Origin of the sequence: Halococcus morrhuae DSM 1307 (genome assembly GCF_000336695.1) — an archaeon.
Classification (GTDB): domain Archaea; phylum Halobacteriota; class Halobacteria; order Halobacteriales; family Halococcaceae; genus Halococcus; species Halococcus morrhuae.
Window position 1 is genome coordinate 1 of the sequence record NZ_AOMC01000009.1, and the last position, 14412, is coordinate 14412.

General features: G+C 63.9%; 17 protein-coding genes, 1 tRNA gene and 1 pseudogene. 10 read left to right on the plus strand and 9 right to left on the minus strand.

The annotated features are described in order from the left end of the window. Positions 1-211 precede the first annotated feature (211 nt). Complete coding sequence (locus C448_RS00305) at positions 212-1066, minus strand: hypothetical protein (RefSeq protein WP_239640497.1); 855 nt, start codon at positions 1064-1066, stop codon at positions 212-214. A 199-nt stretch (positions 1067-1265) separates the two neighbouring features. Between C448_RS00305 and C448_RS00310 the strand changes: the two genes are divergently transcribed. Then, positions 1266-2342 carry an RNA ligase family protein gene (locus tag C448_RS00310; protein WP_004051034.1) on the plus strand — a complete coding sequence of 359 codons (1077 nt, stop codon included), beginning with the start codon at positions 1266-1268 and terminating at the stop codon, positions 2340-2342. 87 nt (positions 2343-2429) lie between these two features. On the opposite strand, the pseudogene C448_RS16580 reads toward C448_RS00310, so the two are convergent. Beyond that, positions 2430-2546: pseudogene (locus C448_RS16580) on the minus strand (PadR family transcriptional regulator); the annotation flags it as partial. Between the two features lie 148 nt (positions 2547-2694). Between C448_RS16580 and C448_RS00315 the strand changes: the two are divergent. Beyond that, positions 2695-4119 (plus strand): DUF58 domain-containing protein, encoded by a 1425-nt coding sequence (locus tag C448_RS00315; RefSeq protein ID WP_004051035.1) that lies wholly within the window; start codon positions 2695-2697, stop codon positions 4117-4119. A gap of 57 nt (positions 4120-4176) precedes the next feature. On the opposite strand, the gene C448_RS00320 is transcribed toward C448_RS00315, so the two are convergent. After that, on the minus strand, positions 4177-4659 hold the full coding sequence (locus tag C448_RS00320; protein ID WP_004051036.1) for a hypothetical protein: 483 nt from the start codon (positions 4657-4659) through the stop codon (positions 4177-4179). Continuing rightward, entirely contained in the window at positions 4659-5252 is a 594-nt protein-coding gene (locus tag C448_RS00325; protein WP_004051037.1) for a DUF7342 family protein, read from the minus strand. Before C448_RS00325 ends, C448_RS00320 begins: the two co-directional genes overlap by 1 nt. A 233-nt stretch (positions 5253-5485) precedes the next feature. On the opposite strand from C448_RS00325, the gene C448_RS00330 reads away from it, so the two are divergent. From C448_RS00330 to C448_RS00340, 3 genes are read left to right on the plus strand one after another with little or no spacing between them, the layout of a single operon-like run. After that, entirely contained in the window at positions 5486-5761 is a 276-nt protein-coding gene (locus tag C448_RS00330; RefSeq protein ID WP_004051038.1) for a hypothetical protein, read from the plus strand. Continuing rightward, the gene (locus tag C448_RS00335; RefSeq protein ID WP_004051039.1) at positions 5762-6823 is read left to right on the plus strand and encodes a DUF4350 domain-containing protein; all 1062 of its coding nucleotides are present in this window, start codon (positions 5762-5764) and stop codon (positions 6821-6823) included. It abuts the gene before it with no gap. Between the two features lie 6 nt (positions 6824-6829). Next, complete coding sequence (locus C448_RS00340; RefSeq protein WP_004051040.1) at positions 6830-7831, plus strand: AAA family ATPase; 1002 nt, start codon at positions 6830-6832, stop codon at positions 7829-7831. Here C448_RS00340 and C448_RS00345 read toward each other — a convergent pair. Further along, entirely contained in the window at positions 7828-8742 is a 915-nt protein-coding gene (locus C448_RS00345) for a hypothetical protein (protein WP_004051041.1), read from the minus strand. The genes C448_RS00340 and C448_RS00345 overlap by 4 nt on opposite strands. Then, positions 8739-9224, minus strand: coding sequence for a hypothetical protein (locus C448_RS00350; RefSeq protein WP_004051042.1), 486 nt, complete (start codon positions 9222-9224; stop codon positions 8739-8741). Before C448_RS00350 ends, C448_RS00345 begins: the two co-directional genes overlap by 4 nt. A 244-nt stretch (positions 9225-9468) precedes the next feature. Between C448_RS00350 and C448_RS00355 the strand changes: the two genes are divergently transcribed. Continuing rightward, positions 9469-9657, plus strand: coding sequence for a DUF7472 family protein (locus C448_RS00355; protein ID WP_004051043.1), 189 nt, complete (start codon positions 9469-9471; stop codon positions 9655-9657). Here C448_RS00355 and priL read toward each other — a convergent pair whose 3' ends face one another. Then, positions 9658-10737: a DNA primase regulatory subunit PriL gene (gene priL / locus C448_RS00360; protein WP_004051044.1), complete on the minus strand. Its 1080-nt coding sequence runs from the start codon at positions 10735-10737 to the stop codon at positions 9658-9660. A gap of 69 nt (positions 10738-10806) precedes the next feature. On the opposite strand from priL, the gene C448_RS00365 reads away from it, so the two are divergent. Continuing rightward, on the plus strand, positions 10807-11505 hold the full coding sequence (locus C448_RS00365; RefSeq protein WP_004051045.1) for a protein sorting system archaetidylserine decarboxylase: 699 nt from the start codon (positions 10807-10809) through the stop codon (positions 11503-11505). A gap of 198 nt (positions 11506-11703) precedes the next feature. Here the strand turns inward: C448_RS00365 and C448_RS00370 are convergent, their stop codons facing one another. Continuing rightward, positions 11704-11895 (minus strand): hypothetical protein, encoded by a 192-nt coding sequence (locus tag C448_RS00370; protein ID WP_004051046.1) that lies wholly within the window; start codon positions 11893-11895, stop codon positions 11704-11706. Between the two features lie 121 nt (positions 11896-12016). Between C448_RS00370 and C448_RS00375 the strand changes: the two genes are divergently transcribed. Together C448_RS00375 and C448_RS00380 are read left to right on the plus strand one after the other, a co-directional pair. After that, a tRNA-Met gene (locus C448_RS00375) sits at positions 12017-12090 on the plus strand. 191 nt (positions 12091-12281) lie between these two features. After that, the gene (locus tag C448_RS00380) at positions 12282-13586 is read left to right on the plus strand and encodes an O-acetylhomoserine aminocarboxypropyltransferase/cysteine synthase family protein (protein ID WP_004051047.1); all 1305 of its coding nucleotides are present in this window, start codon (positions 12282-12284) and stop codon (positions 13584-13586) included. A 23-nt stretch (positions 13587-13609) separates the two neighbouring features. On the opposite strand, the gene C448_RS00385 is transcribed toward C448_RS00380, so the two are convergent. Continuing rightward, on the minus strand, positions 13610-13960 hold the full coding sequence (locus C448_RS00385) for a hypothetical protein (protein ID WP_004051048.1): 351 nt from the start codon (positions 13958-13960) through the stop codon (positions 13610-13612). Positions 13961-14206: 246 nt separating this feature from the next. Here C448_RS00385 and tnpA point away from each other — a divergent pair. After that, positions 14207-14412: IS200/IS605 family transposase (tnpA, locus tag C448_RS00390; RefSeq protein WP_004051049.1), on the plus strand; the 206-nt coding region annotated here is incomplete at its 3' end.

Genomic DNA, 14412 nt, shown 5'->3' on the forward strand with positions numbered 1-14412 from the left:
CCGTGAGTTTGTCTGTGTGCCTCAAGAAGCTCACCCTAATCATCAGCAGAAAATAACGTCGTCAATCTAGACGAGGTACTGAAAGTGGGTTGGAATGAAATCTGCAAGAATAGTTCTATGACACCATCGGACACGTCCTAGTGAGGAAAAGGATGTTATCGGGCGTGTCATCAGAGAAAAGCGTGCATACACTCCGCTATTGACTCTCGTATCATCGATGGGCGTCGAATACGCTCTCAAGCGAGGCAACCACGGTATCCAAGTTCTCGATGTCGTCACGATCGGATCGATATGCTGGTCGCCACCACGCGGTCGTTTGAAGAACAAGCGCATCGTCAGTCACGGTATACCCTGTGAGTGCCGCCCACGGCTTGAATCGGTGCTGGAGTGGACGTCCGACAGCGAGTCCGGCTTCGGTTACTCGAAACGTTCGAGGATTCTCCACGCCTGCAAAGAGTGACCAAAAGAATATGAGCCAATAAAACCAGCCCGCCCAATCGATGCCGAACGCGAATTCGGCAATGAGGCCGCTGATTCCGAGGATACCAGTAACTACCATGCCGGCAATAGCGACGTACCGCCAGCGTTGAGGCAAGCGTGCTTCCCACTGTGCAAGCTCTACAGTTTCACTAAGAACAGCCTCCGTGTATCGGCTCCGACTCATTCCCAGCAAGATGATCCCCAGAAATGCACCACCGCCCGTGCCGATAACGGTGAGAACGAACGCTATATCCGGTGGTCCCCACCCCACGACAGCTGCACCGAAGACGCCGACAACCCATGCGAAGGGGATGATCGGGAGAAGCCAAGCGAGAACTGCTCGACCGATAGTGACCGCAAGTCCCTGGCTTCGTGAGACAGCCCATCCGGCGATGGCTGCAACGCCCGCGATTGCCCCAAGCAGGCTGAGATAGAGAACGGCGGCGCTCGATGTGATGCCTGAGAGCCCCAGAACAACCATTGGTGCAACAACGACGGCAACGTAGAGACCAGCAGCCACCGCGTATGAACTGTCAGGGCGACCGACGCTCGATGGCCGGAGCGCAGTCTCGGTTCGTGTTGCCATATGTAGACATATGTTCCCAGAGGAACAAAAAGGCATCTCAGTTGCTACTGTCGAAAGACTAATACGTAATATACCCCGCAAGAGCGGGAGTTTCGCTCTTGTATCTCGACGGTGTACGGGACTTACAGTTGATATCATCTGTCCTTAGCTAAGCGAACAATCATGTGACAGCGGCGGCTTATCGAGATATAACCGAACCATGAAGGTGTACCCAAAGATCCCGCGCTACGACCATCCGGTTGTCTCGTCGGAGTTGTTCGACGCCAGCGACCTGACCCTCATCGAGAAGTTCGATGGAAGCGCGTTCCGATTCACGCTGTACGACCAGCGATACGCGGAGCACTATCCCGAGCAAGTCGCTAATGCCGCAGATGGTGACGAGAATTTCGTCTTCGGGACTCGCAAGACTATCCGGGGCAATCACCGCGATTCGCTAGATGACATCGATGGTGCGTTGCACCGTGCCGTCCGTTGCCTCCGTGAGGGCGTCGATATCGCTGCCCTTCGCACAATTCATGACGAATACGACGGCCCACTGATCGTGTACGCAGAGAATCTCGTCTACTCGACGCTCGATTACGGATACACCGACCGCGACCTGCCTGCGTTGGTTGGCTTCGATGTCCTCCCGTACGCGGCAATCGAGACGATGACGCCACCGGGCAACCCCTACGAGGAGACCTTCGAGGGCTTTCTCGGTATCGATACTGCCAGGGAGATATTCGAGCACATTCGAATCGATACTGCGCCGACCGCCTCGTCGTTCGTTCCGGCAACGGTTCTCGACCATCTCGATGATGGGTTCGCTCCGGAGGCATACACGTTTCCACCTTCGTCGCTGGCTGCGGATATACAGGTCGAAGGAGTTGTGGTGCGAAGCGATGCCTCGGCGCGTCGCGCGAAGCTGGTCCGCGAGGAGTTTCGGGAATTGAACCGCGAACAGTTCGGCCAACAGCCCGAAGATGCGGAATCGGGAGCCGAATACGTGGTGGCGACGTACTGTACGCCGGCACGGATCCGGAAACAGGTGCGGACGATGGTCGTCGAGGAGTGTCGTGAGTTCGGCCTGCATCTGAATGACGATCTCTACCTCCGCGTGGTTGAGGACATCTGGGCCGAAGACTGGCCGGAACTGATGGAACTCGACGTTTCGTTCACACCCGCCGACATCTATCCGTTGGTCGCCAAGCGCTGTATCACTGAACTCCGGAAGATGCAGACGAACGCCGACCTGAACGATACTGATCCGACCACGATCTGGCAGCATCTCTCGTGATGGCTACAGATCTCGATACCGTTGCGTGGTTGAGGCAATAGAACCGAATGCAGGTGGTTTCCACAAGCAGGCCTGCGGCAGCTATCGTCAATAAGGGTGCGGCGCGTTCTCGTACTTGATCGTCCTCTCGGGCTTGTCAGAGATTGTCTTATGAATACGCTGGAATTTCTCTTTGGCCTCCAGAAGGTTGTGTTCGTCGAAGAACTCGCATAACAGTCACAACATAGTTGGATAAAATTCCAGCCGTTCCACATCGCACGAAGTCACTCGGATTCCCGAACGCCTCCGACTCGTCGGAAGCTCACGACGGCGATGGGGTAGGTTCAACTACCTGGCCGATCGTCCTCGTGGCATGCAGGTCACGCGCCGCTACTGGGCGATCGCCGGGACGGGGCTGTTGCTCGCCGTCCTCGCGATCGCGTTCGCCCGCCCGTCCCTGTTGGTCGGTGCGGCGAGCCTCGGCGCGTGGCTGCTCGGCCGCCAGTATCTGTTCGTCCGGGCGCTGTCGGCAACGGCCGACACGATGACCATCGAGCAGTTCCTCGCCCGGGAGCGAGTGGTCGCGGGCACCGAGACGCCGGTCACGCTCGCGGCGTCGCTCGCCGGGCCCGCCCCCCTGAGAACTGAAATCGAGATCGGGCTGCCGGTCAGCGCGACGGGGACCGACGCCGAGGGACGCACGCTCGCGATCGCACCCGGCGACGAACGGGCTGACACGACGGTGACGGCCACCTGGGCGGTCGCCGGCTCCTACGACCTGCCCCAGCCGACGCTCACGCTCGAAGATGCCGACGGGCTGTTCGTCGAGCAGCTGTCGCGCGGGCCGACGCCGTCGATCGTCGTCGAGCCGGAAGGGCCGCGGAACGTCCACGTCGGCGAAGGTGGCGAACAGCTCATGGCGGCGTACGGGCGGCGCAAGAGCGGCCGTCAGGACACCGGACTCGATCCGGGCGAGCTCCGCGAGTACGTCCCGGGCGACACGGCCGACCGCATCGACTGGAACGCGACCGCACGGCTGAACGAACCGCACGTCCGCGAGTACGAGGTCGAAACCAACCGAACGACAGCGTTTCTCGTCGATCACCGCGCGACGATGGGCGACGGACCGACCGGCGAGACGAAACTCGACTACGCACGGGAGGTCGCGTTGACGTTCGTCGACAGCGTCGCCGGGTTCGACGAGCCGCTCGGCTACTACGCCGTCGGCGACGGCGGCATCACCGATCGCCGCCCGCCGACGGCCGGCCGCTACGACGACGTCAAACGCCGACTCCGCGCGCTCGATCCGACCGCCGGGAGCGCCGACGACCGCGACGGGCCCACCACGCTGCGCCACACCGCCCGCGCGCTCACCGGCCGGAGCGACTTCGAGCGAACGCTCGCGCCGTATCTCGAATCGACGGCGACATACGTCGAGCGCATCGCGGGCGACCCGCTGTTCGAGACCGCACGGACGAGCCGCTCCGAGCTCTCCGGGACGATCTGGACGGTGATCTTCACCGACGACAGCAACCGTGCCGAGCTCCGCGAGACGGTCAAACTCGCCCGGCGCGGCGACGGGCACGTGCTCGTCTTTCTCACGCCGACGGCGCTGTTCGAGCCGGGCGGACTCGCCGATCTCGAGGACGCCTACGAGCGCTACCGACGGTTCGAGTCGTTCCGGCGCGATCTCGCCCGACTCAGGCGCGTCTCCGCGTTCGAAGTCGGCCCGCGCGACCGACTGGATGCCGTGCTCGCGAGCGGAAGCCAGCGCAGCCGTCCGGCGAACGCGCAGTAAATCACCTCGGGCCAGAGTGGTCCGTGTGCGTTGAACCTCGAAATCGACGGACGACAGCTACGGAGGGTTCGTCCCCGCGTTGAGAGGGGACAACGAGTCCGCGTGGTATGCCACTCGCCAGAGCATGAGGACTGCACGAGTGACGAGTAGTTCCGGCAACTGCGTGATACAGGAGTCCTCGACGGCATTCGGGTCGGAGGATGCATCCGGTGGCGGGTGATAGTGTTCGAATCCATTCACACGAGCGTAGTCGCCGCCGTGAGGGTGGTTGCCCCAGCGAAGATCCACCCTCTCCGGATCCGTGTAGTGGAATTTGTAGTCATCACGCGTCGTCCACTGGACGTCGAGTCGTGCGGTCTCGGCTCCACAGAGACCGTCATCGAAGCTGACTTCGAGCGTGTTCGGATCGAGAAAGTCGTCCAACTGCGCGGTCGCGAGCGGCTCCTCGGTATTGAACACGTCACGAATGGCGATCAGGGCAGGCCGATCAGTCGGCCCTCTGAGCGAGTGTGATTCGGTCGCTCGCTTGGTTCCTCCCATCACCGGACAGGGACGCTCCCGTCGGGCGAGCGTGACTCCTCGTCGACGAAGCGTTCGGCGTTGGCGATCGAGAGCGCGGCGTTGGCGAACGCGAGATTTCGACGGGTCGTCTGCCACTCCCGGATCACGTCGGCATCGAGGTCCTCGTGGTCCGACGAAGCCTTGGAGAGCGCCCGATTCGTCCGATCGACCACCAACTCTTCGGGTGATTCGACGCCGTATTCGGTCTGGAAGTCGCTGATGCGCTCGTGCATCTCCGAAACACGCCCCCTCAGTTCGTCGGTCGAGACGTTGGCAAGGATGTCCGCTGCCTGCTCGACCACGAGCGATTCCGGTGACCGCCGATAGTACACCCCGCCGCTCTCGCCGGTGTCCGTGGCGACGAACCCTTCGTCGGCGAGGGCGTTGAGGTGCTTTCGTGCGGTCTTCGGCGACGTTCGTGCATCCCCGGCTACAGTATCTGCGGAAAGCGGGGTATATACACGGCTGATGACCTCACGGACACGCTCGTAAGGAGTGGTTTCGGCTTCCCAGTTCTCCCCGACCGCCTCGCTGATATCGGTGAACTCCTCGGGGGCAGCGGGATCTGCCATATGCTATCGTCGTCTCAGAGGAGTATAGGACTTTGGAAAAGTCCTATGTTCCTGGAGTACGGCTATATATGTCTAAAGTTCGATAAATCAGCTTCGCGATCTCCTCGATGTCATGGTTCCGAGAGGGTTCGTTTGTGGAACCCTCGAAACGGGTGGCAGGCGGGCAAGCGAGATCGCCACAGCGACGCGGGGAGACCTGCGCGTTTTTAGTGGTGGGCACACATCGAGAGCGTATGGCGACCCGTCGACGGCAACGGTTCATCTACGCGCAGACGGCCTGGATGGTCGCGGCCGTCGTCGGGTTATCACTTCTGGGGGCGCTCTCACTAGAACTATTTTTTGTCGTCTCGCTCATCGGCTTCCTGATCGTCGTCGAACTCACCGCGCCGTTCTCGGTGACGCCCGAATGGCGCTCGCGGCTGCGCTGGATCGTCCTGATTGGGTTGGCCGGCTTCGCCTACATCGTCGTCCGCCGGGTGCTCGCGATCCTGCCGGAAGGGGTGCTCTGAATGGGGCTGCGAGACCGTCTCGACGTCGGCTATCCACAGCTCGTGCTCGCCGCGCTGACGGTCGTCACAATCGTCGGCCTCGTGCTCGCGGCGAGCACGTCGAGCGTCGCGTTCGGCTCGTACAACGATGCGTGGGACGGTGCCTCCGAGCTCCGCGAGCAGGCACAGGCCGCGGGTGCCGACAGCGAGATCGTCCGAGATACGGACCGATACGCGAACAGTTCGCCCGAGGGAACGGTCGCGGTCGTCCTCTCGCCCGAGAGCGGGTACGGCCCGCGCGAGACCGATCGGCTCCGCTCGTTCGTCCGCAACGGCGGCACGCTGTTGGTGGCCGAGGATTTCGGTCAGCACGCGAACCCCCTTCTGGAGGCGGTCGGCGCACAAGCGCGCGTGACCGGCCAGCTGCTGCGCGACGAGCAGTACAACTATCGGTCGACGGCGCTGCCGATCGCCCGTAACGTCTCGAACGCCACACTGATGACCGGCGTCGACGGGCTCACGCTCAATCACGGCTCGCCCGTCAGTCCGAACGGCGCGACGGCGCTCGCGAGCACGTCGGACGTGGCGTACGTCGACGCCGACCGCGACGGCGAGCTCGGCGACGGTGAAGATATCGGGACGAAACCGGTCGCGACGAGCGAGGCGGTCGGCGACGGACGCGTGCTCGTCGTCGGTGATCCGAGCCTGTTCATCAACGCGATGGTCGAGCGCTCGGGCAATCAGGCGTTCGTCCGGTCGGTGTTCGGCGCTCACGAGCGAGTGCTGCTGGATTACTCGCATGCGGGCGGCCTGCCGCCGCTGTCGGTCGCGCTGTTGGTCGTCAGGGACGCCCCCCTGCTCCAGATCCTCCTCGGAGCGCTCGGGATCGGTGCCATCGCGCTGTTCATGCGCCGTCCCGGTATCGTCGGGCGACTCACCGATCGCGTCGGTCCCGCCGAGGAGTCATCGCTGACCGCACGGCCCGAGGCGCTGGCGGCGTTCGTTCGCGAGCGCCACCCCGACTGGGACGACGAGCGGACCGAGCGCGTCATACAAGGGATTATGGCCCGTCGGGATGAGTAACGGACGATGACTGCCCCCGAAGAGCTCTACGAGACGCTGAGCGCGGAGATCGACGCGGTGCTCATCGGCAAGGAGGAGCTGGTCGAGGGGCTGACGATCGCCGCGCTGACCCGGGGGCACGTACTGCTTGAAGGCGTTCCCGGAGTGGCGAAGACGACGCTCGCACGGCTGTTCGCCCGCGCGAGCGGGCTCGAACACACGCGCGTGCAGATGACCCCCGACGTGCTGCCCGCGGACGTCACCGGCACGCACGTCTATCGCGAGCCGACCGGCGAGTTCGAGCTCCAGCGCGGGCCGGTGTTCGCGAACCTGGTGATCGCCGACGAGATCAACCGGGCGACGCCGAAAACCCAGAGCGCGCTGCTGGAGGCGATGCAGGAGCGACAGGTCACGATCGGCGGCGAGACGCTCTCGCTGCCGGAGCCGTTCATGCTCGTCGCGACCCAGAACCCAATCGAGATGGAAGGCACCTTCGAGCTGCCGGAGGCCCAGCGCGATCGCTTCCAGCTCAAGCTCACGGCCGACCTGCCCGACCGCGACGAAGGTCGGCGACTGCTCGATCGGTTCGACGACGATCCCGACCTCGATCCGGGATCGATCGAGCGGGTCGCCACCGCCGACGAGCTGCTCGACGCACGCGCGACCGTCACCGAGGTGTACGTCGACGATTCCGTGAAGGAGTACGTCCTCGACATCGTGGCGGCGACCCGCGAGAACCCGAACGTCGAGTACGGCGCGTCGCCGCGGGCCACACTCGCCTTCCTCGACGCGGCGAAAGCCCGTGCGGCCATCCATGGTCGCGACTACGTCATCCCTGACGACGTGAAGGCGCTGCTCGAACCGGTGCTCGTTCACCGTCTGGTGTTGAGCACCGACGCATCACTCGGCGACGTCTCGGCCGCGGACGTGCTGGCGGAGATCGAGAGCGGCGTCGAGCCGCCGGGCGGCGATCAGACCCCGGCGACGCAGACGGCGGTCCACGACGGTGGCTCGCCAGACGACCGTTAGGTGGGGTCGTCCCACGAACACGTCACGAGGAAGTCGGCACGGTCGCCGTCGGTCGCCGTCGTTTCGACGGCCACCGCTTGCTCCAACCCGGCTGCGAACCCGACGCCGAGAAACGAGGCCACAGGATGGTCGATCCGGTCGATCGCGCCGTAGGCGCTGCCATCGATGGCGATCGTGACCTGTCCCGCTTCGTCGTAGTCGGGCGTTGCGCTTCGTGCCAGTTCGAACTGTTCGACGAGCCCGTCGGCGAGCTGTGCAGCGAGCGCGCCCGGTTCGTCGGCGAGCGAACCCGACAGCGTGCGACGGAACTCGGTAAACAGCGGGCCGCCGCTCGGATGGAGGGCAACGCCACGCTCGGCCTCGTCGTCGGCGACGACGAACACCGAATCGAGCGCCGACGGCGAAGGAAGATCGTACTCCGATTGCTGGGGGACGAACAGACGGATCGAGACGCCGTTCGGCGTGTCGGGTCCGGGGAGATAGAGCCGCTCATCCTGGAGCCCGAGCTCCGCCACGAGCGCCGCCTCGGTCGCCGCGAGCGAGCCATAGATCCCCTCGCCGACCGACGCCGAGATGAACTGTTCGGGGGTGAGATAGCGGGTCAGCGCGGCCGCGAACAGGCCGGTGCCGCCGAGCGCGAAGAGAACAGTTCGTGAGTCGGGCAGGGCCACGCCGCCGAGCGTCGCGAGCAGACCGACCGCGGCCAGCGCGAGCGCCGTCCGTCGGTACTGCGTCCGGCGCGCCCGGGCGTACTCCTCGCGGAGGCGCTGGTTTTCCTCGCGGAGCACGTCGACCTGCGCGGCGAGTTCGGCGCTCTCGGTCGATCCTTCCTCGTCCGGTTCGATCGATTCCGCGTCGGTCACCTCCTCGTCCGCGTCGGTGGCTCGATTCCGCGATTCGCTCTCGCTCATGCGGTCTCCACCAACCCAAGCGTCACGCGTTCGTAGCGGTGGATCCCGTAGGCGAGAAAGGCGGTGGTGACGACGAGCGCGCCCGCGGCGGGCCAGACCGCCTGGCTCGATCGGAGGGTGAGCCAGCCGGTCGCCCCGACCGCGAGCCCGGCCAGCAGCGACGCGACGAGCAGCCGTCCCGGATCGTGATGATCGACGGCAGGGCTGCAAAGCACACCGAGCAGGCCGATCTCGGCGATCGCGAATATCGCGAGCGCACCGCCGGGCGGAACGAGCGCGACGAGGACGACCTGCCCGAGCGCGAAGGCCGCCGTCGTCGAGGCGAGCAAGAGGGCACCGCCGACGGCGACGATCATGAGGGCCGCCAGCGGGCCGACCGCCACGCCGACCGCGAGCGTCGCGACGAGCGCGCCGAGCACGGCAAGCGCTCTGGCGAGGCGGGAGACGGGCGGGGCGGTCGGTTCGTCGGTGGGGACACTCATGATGAAATCGAGGATTGCATCGGGACTAGAAACCGCCGTTCATAGGTGGGAGTCGCCACAGGACGGTTTATCTTTTATCCTTCATCGCGCTGTCGAAACGGTCCGTCCTCCGGTGTCGCTTCGTTTTCATCCGTTCGTATCGGAGATGCTCGCTTGACGAGTCCAGAGAGGCGGTCGAAGGGAGTGATGCACACGGCCGTGCGGGCTTCGAAGCGCTTTTCTCGCGGCCGGCGAAGGAACTGGTATGGAACGGGAGACGTTCGTCGAAGCCGCGGTCTCCATCGCAGCCGTTGTGCTGTTTCTCGTCGCGATCGTGGCCGTGGGTCTCCTCTACCCGAACCTCTCCGGTGTGGGACCGCTCGCGCTCATCGGCTCGATCGTCTTCTTCGTCGTGGTGATGAGCGCGGCGGGCTACTGGCTCGCCGGCCAGTGATCAGGCGTCCGCTTCAGCTTCGTCGTCAGCATCGACTTCGTCGTCGCGCCAGTCAGAGAGTTCTTCGTCAGCGTCGTCGAGGGCCTGTTCGTAGTACGCCATCGGATGCGAGATCGTCTCGCAGCGATCGTCCATGTTGACACAGTCGCCGTAGGACTGCATCGTCGCACACGACGGCGGCGAGTATTCCGTCGGACTGGTCTCGCCGCGGATATGGTCGGTCTGGTATCTGGTGATGTCCTCGCCGAAGCCCGGGTTCACCATGTAGAGGTCGATGATCTCGTCGGTGCTCATCCCGATCGACGTGAGGAAGGAGGTGATGGCGAACCGGGAGTGGTGGGGGAGATGCTCGCCCTTCTGGACCGAATCGAGCAGCGCCTTCATGCAGGGTGGGAACCGGTCGGGCACGACGGTGTCGATATCGCGCGTGAGATCGAGTTCCGCGAGGCGCTCGCGGATCTCCGCGACGGTCGATTCGAGCGCGTCGGCGATCCCGTCCGGAACGGAAAGCGGCAGCCCCTCAGCGACGCGCCGCTCGATCGCCTTCCGGAGGAGTTCGTCGAGATCGGTCGTCGAGATCGACACCTCCCCATCCGAGAGCGCACGGTTGACGAGTCGCCACTCCTCGCCGCGCATGTCGGCCGCCAGCGGGAGGTAGGCCCCGACAGCGACGCGGTAGCCGTCGCCGTCGGTGTGGACGTCCGTGGCGAGATCGAACTCCGCGAGGAGCTCCTCGCTGGTCAGCCGTTCGGTACGGGCGCTTTTCAGCTCGCGGCGGTTCTCGGCGTCAGCGAGGCGGTCATGTGCCGTCGCGGCCTCGGCACGGGCGTATTTGCGCGTGAGGACGTGTTCGTCGACGAGCGAGACGAGCACGCGCGCGAGCGGGTAGGAGAGCAGTTCGACGCGCGTGGCTCGACTGGGCTCGCCGACGGTGCCGTCGTCGAGCGCGCGTTCGACCCGTTCGCTCGCGCGCTCGCGCACCCGCTCGTCGGCGGCGAGCGACTGGAGGTCGAACTCCGCGTTCCCGACGGCATGGCGCGCATCGTCGAGGAACGGGTAGCGAGCGTGACGGCGCTCCATTCGGCGTGTCTACTGGAGCCGGTCGAATAAACCCGATGATCGGGGCATATCGGAAGACACACCTACGGGATGGGAATAGCGGTGAGCGTGCGATTCGCGCCCCATGCGTGGCGATACGCCACGCCCGCGTTCGCCCTCGCGCCGGTGGCGGCGCTGCTGTCGCCGGTGGCGGGTGCCGCGGCGGTCGTGGCGGGGCTGCTCGCGCTCGTCTTTCATCGCGATCCGGAACGCGAGACACCGGAGAGGGGAATCGTCGCGCCGGCCGACGGTCGTGTGTCGGTCGTGCGCCGCGAGGGCGAGCGACTGCGCGTCGGGATCTACATGGGCGTCACGGACGTCCACGTCAATCGCGCGCCGCTGGCCGGCACCGTCGAGGCGGTGACGCACTCGCCGGGAGCGAACCGACCGGCCTTCTCGAAGGACTCCGACCGCAACGAGAAAGTCGAAATCGACTGCGGTGCGTTCTCGGTCATCCAGATCGCCGGCGCGTTCGCCCGGCGCATCCATCCGGCCGTCGAACCCGGCACACGGATCGAGCGCGGCGAGCGCATCGGCCACATCAGTTTCGGAAGCCGCGTGGACGTGCGCTTTCCACCCGAAATCGACCGTGCGGATCTCGCCGTCGAGCTGGGCGAAACCGTTCGTGCCGGTGAGACGGTGCTGGTCGGCGGTGCGGGGCGGACCTGGCGGATGAAGGGCGAACGAGCGGCGGGCGGCGCGAACGGAGTGACGCGCCGCCACGCGAACGGCGAACGCAGTGAGCCGTAAGCGAAGCGAGTGAGGGCTTCTGCGGTTCTGTGCGGGGCCGGGCACGGTGTGGTACGCTCGTCTCCGCGCGAGCGGACGTGAGATGTGATCGACGGGAAACCTCGACAGTGATCGGTGAACGTGGGCGGAAGCGAGCGTTCTGACTACTGGTGGAACGAGAGGAGGTAGTCACGCCAACGGAAGGTAGCGAGACGGGAATTATGCGACATCTTCGTCAGTGTTCGTCGGAACGAGCTCCGCTGCACCGCAGTCCGGACAGCGATCGTGGTGCACAGCGAACTGCGCGCCACACTCGCTACACCGGTAGTCCGCGTTCTCCGCCGCAGCGGTGTCCACGTCCTGCTTGAACTGCTCGACCCGCCGCCCGAGCTCCCGAAACATATCGCCCATATCATGTGTAAGGGGACAGAGCGTGATAACCGTTCGCCGATTGCGAGCGAGAGCCATCATTTTCGATCGGTGGGTGCATCGTGGTCGGAATCTTTACCCCGCCTCGAAGAGTGGATCAGGTAGCGGGATGGGATAGCCAGACATTCCGGCGGGTTCATATCCCGCAGATCGGTGGTTCAAATCCACCTCCCGCTATCTCGCTTTCTCACGGATTCCGAGCGGCGCTGCGCTTGTCGTTGGATTCAGTTCCGAGAGATCGCTATTACTGTACTCTTCGGAGTTCTGAGTACTGGTCGTGTGGAGAGGAGCCCAATATGCCGTCATCGTCGTCGGCAACGTTGGCCTCCAAACACACCATCATGGCGGTTGTCTTGGTTGAGACATGTATGAGCGATAATACAGACGACCGCTCCCTTGCGACGGACTCGGTCCATGCTGGTCAGGAACCTGACCCTGCAACTGGTTCCCGCGCACCACCGATCTACCAGACCAGCTCCTACGTCTTCGACGACGCCGAGGACGCCGCCGCACAGTTCTCGCTCGAAGAGCCGGGCTACATCTACTCCCGGTTGATGAATCCGACGCTCGAAACGCTGCAGGACCGCCTTGCGACGCTCGAAAACGGTGTCGGGGCCGCCGTTACCGCCTCCGGGATGGCCGCGCTCGATCTCACCACCTTCCTGCTCGCGGCCGCGGGCGACAACATCGTCACCGCCTCGTCGCTGTACGGCGGTACGTACACCTATTTCACCCACTCGGTCGAACGACGGGGGATAACCACCCGTTTCGTCGATCCGCTCGATTACGAGGCATACGCCGACGCGATCGACGAGGATACCGCCTACGTCCATTTCGAGACGATCGGCAATCCTGCGCTCGATACGCCGGACATCCAGCGCGTGGCGGATATCGCGCACGATCACGGCGTCCCGCTGCTCGTGGACAACACGTTCGCGACGCCTGCGCTCTGTCGCCCGATCGAACACGGTGCCGATCTCGTGTGGAACTCGACGACGAAGTGGCTCCACGGCTCGGGGACAACCGTCGGCGGTGTCGTCGTCGACGGTGGGACGTTCCCGTGGGCCGAGCACGCCGAGAAATACCCCGAACTCGCGCAAGACAACCCTGCCTACCACGGCGTCAATTTCGTGGAGACGTTCGGTGAGGAGGCGTTCACCTACGCTGCGATCGCCCGTGGAATGCGCGATCTGGGCAACCAGCAGGCCCCGTTCGACGCGTGGCAGACGTTACAGGGAATAGAGACGCTGCCACTGCGGATGGAACGCCACAGCGAGAACGCACTGGCCGTTGCGGAGTGGCTACAGGATCACGACGACGTCTCGTGGGTCAACTACCCGGGACTTGCCGATCACCCGACGCATCAAACGGCGAGCGAGTATCTGGACGGTAGCTATGGCGGGATGATCACCTTCGGCGTGGCGGGTGGATACGAGGCTGCGCGAACGACCGTCGAATCGACGGAGCTCGCGAGTATGCTCGCCAACGTCGGCGACGCGAAGACGCTGGTCCTCCATCCGGCCAGCACCACACACCAACAGCTCACCGATGCCGAACGGGACGCCTCCGGCGTCGCCGATGATCTCGTGCGTCTCTCGGTCGGTATCGAGGAACCGGCCCGGATCATCGCGGATCTGGAGATGGCGATCGAGACCGCAACTACTGCAAACTGAGCGGCGGTGTCGACCGTCAGTCGCTACTGCTCCGGTGGCACGTCTTGATCATCGGGGTTGTTCGTGATGACATCCACTATCTGCTGACTTCTCGATGGGCCGGTGGCTTCTTCGGTCGGGCGTTGAGAGCTTCGAATGCCCTGCTCTACGGCATCGGCGATTATTTTGTATCCAAACCCGAGCAGACCGGCGTAGATCACCAACCCGCCGATGGCACCAACGATCGCGCCGATGATAGTGAGAAACAAACTGTCCGTGAGGAATAGCTCGACACCGATCTCGATGATGATGCCGCCGATCAGGAACAGTACGATGAAGTAGCCAAGCAAGTAGGCACCATACCGGACGCCTTCGCGAAGGTTCACTGCAACCATGAGAGGTATTGTTAGCTAATTACGTGAAAGACAGGCGCAAAGCCTCGCCGTTCACGGCGGGGATACGCGCCGTAAGCTCTGTCGTGGTAGTGTTCAACCGCCAACTACCCNAAGCCTCGCCGTTCACGGCGGGGATACGCGCCGTAAGCTCTGTCGTGGTAGTGTTCAACCGCCAACTACCCGGCAGTAGCCGGACTGGGGTTCGATAGGAGCGTTTAAGCGTCCGGCCACCCATAGTATGCATAGATGCCAAAGAGTACCCGTCATGCGGTCTACGAACTCTACTACCACGTAGTGTTCGTGCCGAAGTACCGGCAGCCGGTACTGACGGGGAAGGCAGAACCCCTCGAAAGCATCTTCGCTGAGATTTGCGACGACAAGGACATCGAACTGGTCGAAGCCAAAATCATGGACGACCACGTTCACCTGTTCGTCGGCAGTCCGCCGAAAAA